The organism is Pseudoleptotrichia sp. (assembly GCF_057270515.1).
The window spans coordinates 80,441-92,601 of the sequence record NZ_DBHIXS010000009.1 but is presented as its reverse complement, the minus strand read 5'-3'; the positions used below and the strand labels follow the sequence as shown (position 1 = coordinate 92,601).

The window sequence follows — 12,161 nt, the reverse complement described above, 5'->3', positions numbered from 1 at the left end:
TAAGAGGAGATGTAGGAGCTGTAAAAGCGGCGACAGACGCAGGAGCGGCAGCAGCTGAAAGAGTAGGAGAATTAATCTCTATTCATGTAATCCCAAGACCACATGCAGAAGTTGAAGCTATATTGCCTAAATAAGAGAAAATTCAGAAAGGATTTGTCATATGGAAGAAGATAAAAAACAGAGAATGATACAGGAATATGTGCCGGGTAGGCAGTTGACACTGGCTCATATAATTGCAAATCCTCAAAGAGATTTATCAAAAAAGATAGGACTTGCCGAAAACAGAGTAAATGCCATAGGAATACTTACTATCACTCCGGGTGAAGCTGCGATTATTGCAGGCGATTTAGCTACTAAAAGTGCAGGAGTGGAAATAGGGTTCGTTGACAGATTTACCGGTTCCGTTGTTATAAGTGGAGATGTCGGAAGCGTAGAAGCTGCTGTAAATGAGGTGGTTGCCTACTTTAAAAATGTACTTAGGTTCAGTATAACTCAGGTAACGAGGTCATAAAATTGAAAAAAATACTTTTAATAGGTAAATCAGGGTGCGGTAAAACGACATTAACCCAAAGAATACACGGTGTGGATATAGAATATGAAAAAACGCAGATGCTGACATACTCTGACGATATACTTGATACACCCGGTGAATATATGGAAAACAGGATGTTCTATAAAGCACTTATTGTAAGTTCTTACGATTGTGATATTGTAGGAATGGTACAGGCATGTGATGAAGAACGGAATATATTTCCTCCCGGATTTTCAACAGCTTTTACAAAACCCGTAATCGGAATTGTAACTAAAACTGATTTAGGCGGGGATGTTGGAAAAGCTAAGGAAATATTAAAAGAAGCGGGAGCAGAAAAAGTTTTCGTTGTAAGTTCTTATGAAAATGAAGGAATTGAAGAACTTGTCAAATATCTGGAAGATGATGACGGACAGTTAGAAGGTGGTAAATAAATGGATTCGTACGGATACGTAGAAACACTGGGTCTTGTAACTGCAATAGAAGCTGCCGACGCTGCTTTGAAAGCCGCTAACGTAACATTGACAAATTGTTACTATGTAAAAGGCGGAATTGTAACTATTGAGGTAACGGGAGATGTAGCCGCCGTAAATGCAGCTGTAGATGCCGCAACCGAAAGTGCCAAAAGACTTGGTAATTTCCTGAGCAATAACGTAATTGCGAGGGTGGATTTGGAAACTAAAAAAATCCTGACAAGTAAGATAAACAAAAATTCGGAAAAAGAAACAGCAGAAATATCTGAAATAAAGTCTGAAACAAAAGAAACAAAACAGACAGTTGAAGCTAAAAAAGCGGAAAAAAGGGAAGATATATCTGAAAAAAATATAAAAAATGTTGATGTTCAGGAAAAAATAGAAAAAGTTTCTGAAAAAGAAACAGAAAAAAAAGAAGATAATGAAATTAAAAAACAGAAAAAACAATATCAGGACATGAAAGTAGTCGATTTGAAAATGAAGGTAAATAACCTTAAATTAGGCTACACATGGAATCAGATAAAAACAATGCCTAAGAAAAAGTTGATAGAAATTCTAATAAAAAATAATCAGGAGGAATAAAAATGGCAACATTAAATGCATTGGGAATGATAGAAACTAAAGGACTTGTAGCAGCAATAGAAGCAGCAGACGCAATGGTAAAAGCTGCAAACGTAACACTGATTGGAAAAGAGCATGTAGGGGGAGGATTAGTAACTGTACTCGTAAGAGGAGATGTAGGAGCTGTAAAAGCGGCGACAGATGCAGGAGCAGCAGCAGCTGAAAGAGTAGGAGAATTAATCTCTATTCATGTAATCCCAAGACCGCATGCGGAAGTTGAAGCTATATTGCCTAAGACAAAAGTGGCTGTAAGCGAAGCTGAATAAGCCTGATACGCTTAAAGAAAAATTAGGGGATTTTTAGATTATTTTAGGAAAGGAAAAGTCATGGATAAAGATTTGCAATCGATACAGGAAGTCAGAGATTTACTTAACAGTGCAAGTAAAGCTCAGGAAATATACAGCCAATTTTCCCAAAGCCAGATTGATGAAATAGTTAAGGAAATTTGCGAAGAAGCTCAAAAACATGAAGTAGAGCTTGCAAAATTAGCTAATGAAGAAACAGGATTTGGTCGTTGGGAAGACAAAGTCCTAAAAAACAGATTGGCGTCGATAGGTGTATATGAAACTATAAAAAATCAGAAAACAAAAGGAATTATAAAAGAGGATAAGGAAAACGGTATAACTGAAATAGCTGTTCCTATGGGAATAATAGCTGCATTAATTCCTTCCACAAACCCTACATCATCAACAATTTATAAAATAATGATAGCGTTAAAAGCGGGAAATGCAGTAATTGTAAGTCCTCATCCAAATGCAAAAGACTGTATAATAAGAACAGCAGAATATTTGATAAGGGCTGCTGAAAGAAAAGGAGCACCTAAAGGGCTGATAGGTGTAATAAAAACACCTACTTTACAGGCTACACAGGAACTTATGAAACATAAACATACAGCATTGATATTGGCGACAGGTGGAGAAGCAATGGTAAAAGCCGCTTACAGTTCAGGAACACCTGCAATAGGAGTAGGGCCGGGAAATGGACCTGCATTTATTGAAAGAAGTGCCGATATAAGAAAAGCGGTTAAAAGAATAATAGACAGTAAAACTTTTGATAATGGAGTAATCTGTGCTTCGGAACAGTCAATAGTTACGGAAGAAATAATCAGAAATCAGGTAATAGACGAACTTAAAAGACAGGGAGCCTATTTTCTGAATAAAGATGAAAGAAACAAAGTAGGAAGCATTCTTATGAGAGCCAATAATACAATGAACCCTAAAATAGTAGGGAAAACGGCTTTATATATAGCTGCAATGGCAGGAATAACAGTTCCTACAACTACAAAAGTATTAGTTTCCGAAGAAACTGAAGTTTCCCACTTAAATCCTTATTCAAGGGAAAAATTGTGTCCTGTTTTAGGTTTCTATACTGAAGAAACATGGGAAAAAGCATGTGAGAAATGTATAGAAATACTTGAAAATGAAGGAATAGGACATACAATGTCAATGCATACAAATAATGAAAATATCGTAAAAGAGTTTTCATTGAAAAAACCTGTAGGAAGATTGCTTGTAAACACTCCGGCAGCATTGGGAGGAGTAGGAGCAACAACGGCTTTAATACCTGCATTTACATTAGGGTGCGGAACAATCGGAGGAAGCTCCACTACCGATAATATCGGACCTCTGAACCTCATAAATATAAGACGGGTAGCTTACGGGACAAAAGAACTTGAAGATTTAAGAGAGGAAAGCAACCGTGCATGTGAAGTTGGCAGTACAAGCTCATGCGGAACACAGATAACTGAAAATGATGTTGAAAACATTATAAAACAAGTGTTGGACGGAATTTATAAAAATAGATAGGGTGTGATAAAAAATGCCTGTTATAACAGAAGGAATGCTTAGAAAATTAGATAAAGAAGGACAGCTGAATCAAGTACGTATAACTGAAAAAGACATTCTCACACCGTCGGCAAGGGAGTTTTTAAACAGTAGAAAAATAGATTATAAAATTGAAAAATCCGAGGAATTTGCTGCAAAGGAAAATTCCGAAGATAAAACTGAAAACTCTCAAAATAAAAATGTTTCAGAAAATAAAGTTTCCCAAAAAAGACAGTACAGAGATTATGTAACAGGGGGAATTTACGAAAAGAAACCTGAATATATGACCCAACTGTTCGGCAATGATTTGGTTGTGAAAAATCATAAAAGAATTGCCTTGAGAGGGAAATTTGATGTTTTACAGGCTGAAATCATAAGATATTGGAAAAAATATGAAAAAAATAAAAAGCTTGAAAATGATTTTGCACAGACATACAGATTTGTAAGGGATTTGTTTATAAGTGAAATGACTGATACGGAATTTCAGGAAAGAGACGTTTTAGGATATGATATAGATACATTAAAAGATATTACTCATAATACTATAAAATATTATAAAACAGGACATCTCTTCGAAATAAACGTGGAATTTGATGAAACGGTCATAGATATAAACTGCCTGAGAGCATTATCAAGAGAATGCGAAGTTGCAGCAGTGGATGCTTTTTATAAAGACGGAAAAGTGGAAAGGGTAGATATGCTGAAAGCATTAAACCGTTTGAGCAGTATATTGTACTTAATGATGCTAAAAGCAAATAACGGAGATTATAAGTCATAAAATCGGAATACACAGGAGATGTTATGGATAGGAACGAATTGGAAAAAATAATAAGAGAAAAGTTGCAGGAGCTTCTTCAAATAGAGAAAAAAGATACTTTTATGGTTGAAGCGTCAGGAAGACATGTGCATCTTTCAAAAGAACATATGGAAGCACTTTTCGGAAAAGGATATGAACTTACACCTGTAAAAGATTTATCACAACCCGGACAGTTTGCAGCAAAAGAAAGAGTCAGAGTAATCGGTCCTAATGGTGAACTTTCCAATGTTGCAGTATTGGGACCATGCAGAAATTTTTCTCAGGTTGAATTATCCCTTACTGACTGTATGCAGATAGGAGCCAAGGGAGTAATAAGAGAAAGTGGTAAAATAGAAGGAACTCCGGGAATATTGATAGGTGTAGGAGATAAATACGTACAACTGGACAAGGGACTGATAGTTGCTAAAAGACATATTCATATGGCACCTGAAGATGCTGAAAGATTTTCTGTGAAAGATAACGAGATTGTGAAAGTAAAAATTCACAGTGAAAGACCTTTAATATTTGATAATGTTGTGGTAAGAGTAAAAAATAATTTCAGATTGAGTATGCACATTGATTTTGATGAAGCTAATGCATGCGGATATACTTCCGGAGTGGTTGGCAGCATTTTCAGGGAATAGGAGATGAAAATGGATACTCAAAGATTAGTAGAAATACTTACAAGGGAAGTGTTAAAAGAAATTGCCAAAAGGGAAAAGGAAATTTTGTCAGACAGAACCGGCATAATAAACAGTACTGATAATGCCGATAATAAGGAAAATTTGAAAAATATATCGGGAAATACAGTTGTTACAGCTTTTCTCGGAAATGACGAAGTATTAAAGGATGAGCTTAAGAAAAATATGCCGATTTTAGATAATGTAAAATTGGGCAGCTCATGGGAAGAAATTGCTCAAGGTAAAAATGAGAATAGACTTATAGTGTCAAACCTCTGTATAAATGCTCTGATAGAGCTGTCTCAAGGGAAAAAGAGCATTATAACGGAATATCTTTTTAACGACGGTGAAGTAATCCTCGTAGAAGAGGGACTGGAATATAAAAAATACAGCGAGCCTGCTGCTCTTATAAGGCTTTATGATGAATATCTTGAAAAAGTGAAAAAATTCGGAATAAAAGTCATAAAGAGAACAGAAGTGAAAGATATGCTTGATATAAGAGAAAAAATCTATATAGAAGGGCTGATAACTGAAAGTAAACTTAGAAATCTTGGGATAAAAAATCGGATACTTGCAGTCGGCAGCAAAAGTAAAATAACTTCCCTTGCAATGGATTATATAAAAGAAAACAATATCAATGTATATTATGAAAGAGGACAGTAATATGTTAATAGGAAAAGTTATTGATAATGTCTGGGCAACAAGAAAAGATGAAAAACTTAAAGGACTGAAACTTATGGTAGTCGAAGTAGAAGGAACCGGTGAAGGTAAAGGAAGCAGAAAAATAGTAGCTGCCGATTATATAGGAGCCGGAGAGGGCGATAAAGTAATAATAGTTACGGGAAGTTCTGCAAGGCATATTTTTGAAGCGGGAACACCTGTAGATGCGACTATCGTAGGAATAATAGACAGTCCGGAATCGGATAAGGAGTAAAAAATGGCAAAAAAATTAATAACAGTAGGAAATTTTTCCGAATATGTTCAGAATAATAAATTAGTCATTGCAGCTGATATGATTATTACTCCCGGTGCGAGAGATAAAATCAGGGAACAGGGAGTAGAAGTAGTATATGAAAAATCCTGCTGTGAAGCAAAAAGCAAAGGGAGAAAAGACAGTCAGGATTTTGAAAAGAAAATCGTAGAAATACTTGTAAAAGAATACAATATAACTGACCCGGCAACAGTCCAGAAGATATTATCCAGATTGAAAGAATTGTCATAGAAAGGAAGTGGACTTTAAATGGATTTGTTTCAAATAAAACCTGATATTTATTTCGGGCCTAATTCTTTGGATATATTGAGAACTTTGGAAATGGAAAAAGTATTTTTGGTAACTGATGAAAATATGGTAAAATTAAAAGTAGCAGACAGAATAACAAACATTCTGAAATCAAGAGGAATAGAAGCTAAAATATATTCGGATGTAAAACCTGACCCTACGGACGAGGAAATCATAAAAGGTATGCTGGAGCTTAGTGCATACGAGCCTGATGTTATAATAGCTTTAGGAGGAGGCTCTCCCATAGACGCATGTAAATCAATGATTTACTTTACGAATAAAATAAAAAGAGCAATGGGTGAATATAAAAAGCCTAAGTTTATAGCTATTCCTACAACAAGTGGAACCGGATCGGAAGTAACGTCTTACGCCGTTGTTACTACTCAAAGCAAAAAAATACCTCTAAGCGACAGTGAAATGCTTCCAGATATAGCGATACTCAATCCCGAGTTTATAAAAACTTTGCCGCCTTCAATAATTGCGGATACGGGAATGGACGTTTTGACACACGCTATAGAAGCCTATGTTTCAAAAGCGAGAAATCTGTTTACAAATACATTGGCTATAGGAGCGATAAAAACTGTATTTGCCGATTTGGTAAATAATTTTGAAAATCCTCAGCTCGAAAGAGAAAGAATAGATTTGCAGATTGCTTCGTGTATGGCGGGAGTTGCATTCAGTAATGCGGCCTTAGGAATAAATCACAGCATAGCTCACTCGCTGGGTGCAAGATTTCATAAGCCTCATGGCAAACTCAATGCGGTGATAATGCCGAAAGTTATACTGTTTAACGCACAAAATAAAGATGCTGCAAAATATTACAGGGAAATAGCCGAAGCTTTAGGATTTACTCCGAGAGATGACAAAGACGGAGCTGAAACTCTGGCGAAAGCTGTGGAAATGAGAAGTTTCAAAATGGGTATACCTAATAGACTGAAAGATTTGGGAATCCCTGAAGAGCAGTTTTTTGCCGAAATAGAAAGCATAATCGAACAAATAGAAAACGATATGTGTACGGCTGACAATCCAAGAAAATTCAGCAAAATAGAAATGAAGCAGTTATTGACAGATTTATATTAAAATTTTGGAAAAGGAAGAAGTATGAGAAAAATAATAGTTGTAGATGATGAACCGATAACAAGAATGGATATATGTGAGATATTGAGAGAAGCCAATTATGAAGTAGTTGCTGAAGCGGGAGACGGCTTTGACGCAATAGAACAGAGTAGGAAATATAAACCTGATTTTGTAATAATGGACGTTAAAATGCCTATACTGGACGGACTGAAAGCAGCGAAAGTAATAACGGAGGAGAAATTATCTAGGGGTATTGTTTTACTTACAGCTTATTCCAATAAAGAATTTATAGAAGAAGCCAAAAATATAGGAATAATAGGATATATAGTAAAACCTATTGATGAAAAGTCTTTTATTCCAAATCTGGAAATCATATTTAATAAACAGGAAGAATTTGAAAAGCTCGAAAAGAAATATATAAAGACGAGTCAGAAGCTGGAAGACAGAAAGAAAATAGACATCGCAAAAAGTCTTCTGATGAAAACAAGAAATTTTACTGAAAATGAGGCTTACGAATATATTAGAACACTAAGTATGAATAAAAGATGTGATATGGGTAAAATCGCAGATATTATAATTTTGTCCGGAGATGAAAATGCTTAGAACTATATGTAAACAATATACGAAACTTTCAAAAAAGAATATTGAAAAACTCGAAAAAATATCCGAGGGACTTCCCGTTTTGAGTAAGCTGCTGAAAGCCGACGTATTTATAGATTGTATGACGGAAAGCAGGGATACTGCGATAGTGGTAGCGGAGGCAAACCCCAGAACAGGTTCGAGCTATACTCAGAGCGTTGTAGGGAAATATGCTTACAGAAGAAATGAACCTGCCGTTCTAAGGACTCTTGAGACGGGGCATCCGTCGAGGGATTATAAGGCTCTGACTCAGGAAAATAAAATTGTAACTCAAAATGTAGTGCCTATAAAGAGCGACGAAGATGATAAAGTGATAATTGCCGTTCTTATAGTCGAAGAAGGCGTAAATGAAGAAAGCTTGAATAAAGAACTGAGTTTTCTGAACAACGCGACTGACGATATTCTTATAAGTTCTGTGGAAATGTCAAGGGAACGGAGAATTATCGACTATATAAATGACGGAATTATAATTTTTAACGAAGAAGGTGTATGTATATATGCTAATTCCAGAGCAAAGTACATATACAGGAAAATCGGCTATAAAGATTTTGTTCTTGGAGAAAAATTTGACAACATTGTAATAGATAACGTTGAATTTGAGGACGTCCTGAGCGGAAAAATGAATAAAAAAACGGATATAAGTATATCAAATATGGTTTTAAGTATGGAATATTTTTTAATAAAAGAGACTGAAAACATTAAGAACATAGTCCTGTTTATAAAAGACATCACTGAAATCAAAGTCAAGGAAAAAGAACTGGTTTTAAAATCTGTCGTAATAAAAGAAATACACCATAGGGTAAAAAATAATTTGCAGACAATAGCGAGCTTATTGAGAATACAGGCGAGAAAGACCGAGGACAAGGCTGTCAAAGCCGCATTTAGCGACAGTATAAACAGAATACTCAGTATTTCAGTAACTCATGAGCTGCTTGCCCAGAATGGACTTGATGAACTCGAAATAAAAGAAGTCATAAATAAGATTTTAAAAAATTCCTTAAGAGAAAATCTAGACGGACGGGTAAAACTGAAAATAGACGTAACGGGAGATAACTTTGAAATCAGCTCGGACAAAGCTACAACAATAGCTCTCATAGTAAATGAACTGGTCGAAAACTGCATAAAGCATGCCTTTAAGGGAAAGGATAACGGACGGATAACTGTCAAAGTAAAAAGAGGAGAAATGAAATCTTATATTTCCATAAGCGATGACGGAATAGGGATGAATGAAAAAGATTTTGACAAAGGAAGTATAGGATTACAGATAGTAAAAAGTCTTGTAAAAGAAAAACTATACGGAGATTTGAACGTAAAAACCGGAGATAAAGGAACTGAAATCAGTTTTGGATTTGAAAATTAATTTATCTTAAAATTAGTTTGTATTATAGAAAATATCAGTGAAGACAAAGGAGTCTGAAATGACAGAAGAGATATTAAGCGTAGGAATAGATATAGGAACTTCTACAACTCAGCTTATATTTTCCAAGATTTATATAGAAAACAGAGGCTCGGCATTTACAGCTCCTCAAATAAAAATAATAGGAAAAGAAGTTATTTATAGAAGTGATATATATATTACTCCGTTGGAAAATGAAACAAAGATTGACGCGAAAAAAGTCAAAGAAATAATAGAAGCTGAATACGTAAAAGCCAACATCAGATATGAAGATGTCTCTACAGGAGCAGTAATAATAACAGGGGATACTGCAAGAAAGGAAAATGCAAAAGAAGTATTGCAGATACTTAGCGGAATGGCAGGTGATTTCGTCGTTGCAACGGCAGGACCTGACCTTGAAAGTATTATTGCGGGAAAAGGTTCGGGAGCTTACGGCTACTCGGAAGAAAAAAATACAAGTATCGTAAACTTCGATATTGGAGGAGGTACTACAAACAATGTAGTATTCAATAGGGGAGAAGTGGAAGATACTACCTGTCTTGACATCGGAGGAAGACTTATAAAATTTGACGAAAATGGGAATACACGTTATATTTTCAAAAAAATGTACGATATTGCCGATGATGTAAATGTAAAACTTGAATTAGGTAAAAAAATAAGTGAAGCAGATTTAAGAAAAATAACAAGAAGAATGGCACAGCTTATTTTTGAAAGTGTGGAATTAATCCCTAAAACTGAATTATACAAAAAAATTGTAACATACAAGGATTTTAAGAAACAGAATAAGGATATTAAACACTATTCATTTACAGGAGGAGTCGCAGATTTCATTTATGGAAGAGTAGAAAAGGACTTATATAAATATAACGATATAGGAATAGTACTCGGAGAAGAAATAGTAAAAGTTTTGAAAGAACTGAATATAGAGCCTACAAGACTTAGCGAAACAATAGGAGCAACAGTAGTAGGAGCGGGAAGTCATACAACGGAAATAAGCGGAAGCACAATAACTTATACCGAAGGGATTTTCCCGATAAAAAATATTCCTGTCCTGAAATTATCCGAGTCGGATGAAAAACTGCCGTACAATGAATTAGGTAAAGTCATAGAAGGTAAACTGGACTGGTTTAATTCTGAAAATGAAATAGACAATGTGGCCCTTGCCTTAAAAGGTAAACATAATATGGCATACAATGAAATAATGGAATTATCTTCGGTAATTTCGGATATTATAAAAAGAAAACATAATAAAAAGTATCCTGCAATCGTCATAGTCGAAAATGATATGGCAAAAGTATTGGGACAATGTATGAAACTGGAACTGAATGATTATGACATAATCTGTATAGACAGTGTCAAAGTCAGAGACGGAGATTACATTGATATAGGAGCACCGTTAGGAAACGGAAATGTTCTGCCTGTTGTAATAAAAACACTGGTATTCAGTTATTAAAATAAAAATCTTAGAGAGGTGTATAACATGGTATTAAAAACAAAATTATTCGGTCATACTTATGAATTTAAGTCTGTAAAAGATGTACAGAACAAAGCAAGTGAATACAGATCAGGGGATGAACTTGCAGGAGTAAGTGCAAGTACAGCCGAAGAAAGAGTAGCGGCTAAAGCTGTTCTGGCCGAATTGACACTGGCAGATTTGAGAAACAATCCGGCAGTACCTTATGAAGAAGATGAAGTAACAAGAATAATACAGGATGATGTAAATGAAAAAATTTACGGAGAAATAAAAAACTGGACAGTGAGTGAACTGAGAGAATGGATTTTGGACAGTAAAACTTCAGGAGCACATATTAGCAGAATAAGTAAAGGGCTTACAAGTGAAATGATAGCCGCAGTTGCCAAACTTATGAGTAATATGGACCTTATTCAGGGAGCAAGTAAAATAAGAATTAAAAAATTCTGTAATACGGAAATAGGAGGAGAAGGAATACTTGCAACGAGATTGCAGCCTAATCATACTACTGACGATCCTGACGGAATTATGTTATCCACATACGAAGGATTAAGCTTTGGACAAGGAGACGCATTATTGGGATTAAACCCTGTTGATGACAGTGTTGACAGTGTTATGAGAGTATTACAGAGATTTCATGAAATAAAGACTAAATGGGAAATACCTACACAAATATGTGTACTGGCTCACGTAACTACACAAATGGAAGCAGTTAGAAGAGGAGCACCTACAGATTTGATTTTCCAAAGTATAGCAGGGTCTGAAAAAGGAAATGAAGCTTTCGGAATAACAGGAAGTATGATACAGGAAGCAAAAGATTTGGCACTGAAACACGGTACGGCTACAGGACCTAACGTAATGTACTTTGAAACAGGACAAGGCTCGGAATTATCATCAGACGCTCACCACGGTTGCGATCAGGTTACAATGGAAGCAAGATGTTACGGTTTTGCTAAAAGATTTGACCCTTTCATTGTAAATACAGTTGTAGGATTTATCGGACCTGAATATTTATATAACAGTAAACAGGTAATAAGAGCAGGTCTTGAAGACCACTTTATGGGTAAACTGACAGGGATATCAATGGGAGTTGACGCATGTTACACTAACCATATGAAAACAGACCAGAATGATATAGAAAACCTGAAAGTATTGCTGACAGTAGCAGGATGTAACTACTTTATGGCTATACCTGCGGGAGACGACATCATGCTGAACTATCAGACATCTTCTTATCATGATGACGCGACATTAAGACAGCTGTGCGACAGAAGACCTATAAGACCTTTTGAAAAGTGGTTGGAAAAAATGGGTATAATGAAAGACGGAAAACTTACAGATAGAGCGGGAGATGCTTCAATTTTCTTAAAATAGGGA

16 protein-coding genes are annotated in these 12,161 nt (G+C 35.5%); all 16 read left to right on the top strand.

From position 1 onward, the window contains the following. On the top strand, positions 1–134 hold a 134-nt coding region (locus ACO5J6_RS07730; RefSeq protein ID WP_485643208.1), incomplete at its 5' end, for a BMC domain-containing protein. A gap of 26 nt (positions 135–160) precedes the next feature. Next, a complete protein-coding gene (eutS, locus tag ACO5J6_RS07725; protein ID WP_485643200.1) occupies positions 161–511 on the top strand; it encodes an ethanolamine utilization microcompartment protein EutS in 351 nt (116 codons plus the stop codon). Between the two features lie 2 nt (positions 512–513). Beyond that, positions 514–963: a EutP/PduV family microcompartment system protein gene (locus ACO5J6_RS07720; RefSeq protein WP_485643198.1), complete on the top strand. Its 450-nt coding sequence runs from the start codon at positions 514–516 to the stop codon at positions 961–963. Continuing rightward, positions 964–1,584 (top strand): BMC domain-containing protein, encoded by a 621-nt coding sequence (locus ACO5J6_RS07715; RefSeq protein ID WP_485643196.1) that lies wholly within the window; start codon positions 964–966, stop codon positions 1,582–1,584. A 2-nt stretch (positions 1,585–1,586) separates the two neighbouring features. Beyond that, positions 1,587–1,889, top strand: coding sequence for a BMC domain-containing protein (locus ACO5J6_RS07710; RefSeq protein WP_485643194.1), 303 nt, complete (start codon positions 1,587–1,589; stop codon positions 1,887–1,889). A gap of 60 nt (positions 1,890–1,949) precedes the next feature. Continuing rightward, positions 1,950–3,428 (top strand): acetaldehyde dehydrogenase (acetylating), encoded by a 1,479-nt coding sequence (locus ACO5J6_RS07705; protein WP_485643192.1) that lies wholly within the window; start codon positions 1,950–1,952, stop codon positions 3,426–3,428. Positions 3,429–3,441: 13 nt separating this feature from the next. Beyond that, on the top strand, positions 3,442–4,224 hold the full coding sequence (locus ACO5J6_RS07700; RefSeq protein ID WP_485643190.1) for a cobalamin adenosyltransferase: 783 nt from the start codon (positions 3,442–3,444) through the stop codon (positions 4,222–4,224). A gap of 23 nt (positions 4,225–4,247) precedes the next feature. Continuing rightward, positions 4,248–4,886 carry an ethanolamine utilization phosphate acetyltransferase EutD gene (eutD, locus tag ACO5J6_RS07695; RefSeq protein ID WP_485643188.1) on the top strand — a complete coding sequence of 213 codons (639 nt, stop codon included), beginning with the start codon at positions 4,248–4,250 and terminating at the stop codon, positions 4,884–4,886. Between the two features lie 9 nt (positions 4,887–4,895). Then, positions 4,896–5,585 (top strand): ethanolamine utilization protein, encoded by a 690-nt coding sequence (locus tag ACO5J6_RS07690; protein WP_485643187.1) that lies wholly within the window; start codon positions 4,896–4,898, stop codon positions 5,583–5,585. Position 5,586: 1 nt separating this feature from the next. Further along, positions 5,587–5,856, top strand: a complete 270-nt coding sequence (locus ACO5J6_RS07685) for a EutN/CcmL family microcompartment protein (protein WP_485643185.1) — start codon at positions 5,587–5,589, stop codon at positions 5,854–5,856. A gap of 3 nt (positions 5,857–5,859) precedes the next feature. After that, complete coding sequence (locus ACO5J6_RS07680) at positions 5,860–6,144, top strand: hypothetical protein (RefSeq protein WP_485643184.1); 285 nt, start codon at positions 5,860–5,862, stop codon at positions 6,142–6,144. A gap of 18 nt (positions 6,145–6,162) precedes the next feature. Next, the gene (locus ACO5J6_RS07675; protein WP_485643183.1) at positions 6,163–7,281 is read left to right on the top strand and encodes a 1-propanol dehydrogenase PduQ; all 1,119 of its coding nucleotides are present in this window, start codon (positions 6,163–6,165) and stop codon (positions 7,279–7,281) included. A 21-nt stretch (positions 7,282–7,302) separates the two neighbouring features. Continuing rightward, entirely contained in the window at positions 7,303–7,881 is a 579-nt protein-coding gene (locus ACO5J6_RS07670; protein WP_485643182.1) for an ANTAR domain-containing response regulator, read from the top strand. Beyond that, a complete protein-coding gene (locus ACO5J6_RS07665) occupies positions 7,874–9,277 on the top strand; it encodes a sensor histidine kinase (RefSeq protein WP_485643181.1) in 1,404 nt (467 codons plus the stop codon). Before ACO5J6_RS07670 ends, ACO5J6_RS07665 begins: the two co-directional genes overlap by 8 nt. Positions 9,278–9,335: 58 nt before the next feature. Then, positions 9,336–10,766 carry an ethanolamine ammonia-lyase reactivating factor EutA gene (gene eutA, locus ACO5J6_RS07660; RefSeq protein ID WP_485643180.1) on the top strand — a complete coding sequence of 477 codons (1,431 nt, stop codon included), beginning with the start codon at positions 9,336–9,338 and terminating at the stop codon, positions 10,764–10,766. A gap of 27 nt (positions 10,767–10,793) precedes the next feature. After that, positions 10,794–12,158: an ethanolamine ammonia-lyase subunit EutB gene (locus ACO5J6_RS07655; RefSeq protein ID WP_485643179.1), complete on the top strand. Its 1,365-nt coding sequence runs from the start codon at positions 10,794–10,796 to the stop codon at positions 12,156–12,158. The last annotated feature ends 3 nt before the right edge of the window (positions 12,159–12,161 follow it).

Bases quoted from the DNA above. Each gene is read 5' to 3' on its own strand.
- ACO5J6_RS07670 (WP_485643182.1), top strand. From the start codon at position 7,303: ATGAGAAAAATAATAGTTGTAGATGATGAACCGATAACAAGAATGGAT.
- ACO5J6_RS07655 (WP_485643179.1), top strand. From the start codon at position 10,794: ATGGTATTAAAAACAAAATTATTCGGTCATACTTATGAATTTAAGTCT.
- ACO5J6_RS07705 (WP_485643192.1), top strand. From the start codon at position 1,950: ATGGATAAAGATTTGCAATCGATACAGGAAGTCAGAGATTTACTTAAC.
- ACO5J6_RS07680 (WP_485643184.1), top strand. From the start codon at position 5,860: ATGGCAAAAAAATTAATAACAGTAGGAAATTTTTCCGAATATGTTCAG.
- ACO5J6_RS07690 (WP_485643187.1), top strand. From the start codon at position 4,896: ATGGATACTCAAAGATTAGTAGAAATACTTACAAGGGAAGTGTTAAAA.
- eutS (WP_485643200.1), top strand. From the start codon at position 161: ATGGAAGAAGATAAAAAACAGAGAATGATACAGGAATATGTGCCGGGT.
- ACO5J6_RS07675 (WP_485643183.1), top strand. From the start codon at position 6,163: ATGGATTTGTTTCAAATAAAACCTGATATTTATTTCGGGCCTAATTCT.
- eutA (WP_485643180.1), top strand. From the start codon at position 9,336: ATGACAGAAGAGATATTAAGCGTAGGAATAGATATAGGAACTTCTACA.
- ACO5J6_RS07665 (WP_485643181.1), top strand. From the start codon at position 7,874: ATGCTTAGAACTATATGTAAACAATATACGAAACTTTCAAAAAAGAAT.
- ACO5J6_RS07710 (WP_485643194.1), top strand. From the start codon at position 1,587: ATGGCAACATTAAATGCATTGGGAATGATAGAAACTAAAGGACTTGTA.
- ACO5J6_RS07700 (WP_485643190.1), top strand. From the start codon at position 3,442: ATGCCTGTTATAACAGAAGGAATGCTTAGAAAATTAGATAAAGAAGGA.
- eutD (WP_485643188.1), top strand. From the start codon at position 4,248: ATGGATAGGAACGAATTGGAAAAAATAATAAGAGAAAAGTTGCAGGAG.
- ACO5J6_RS07685 (WP_485643185.1), top strand. From the start codon at position 5,587: ATGTTAATAGGAAAAGTTATTGATAATGTCTGGGCAACAAGAAAAGAT.
- ACO5J6_RS07715 (WP_485643196.1), top strand. From the start codon at position 964: ATGGATTCGTACGGATACGTAGAAACACTGGGTCTTGTAACTGCAATA.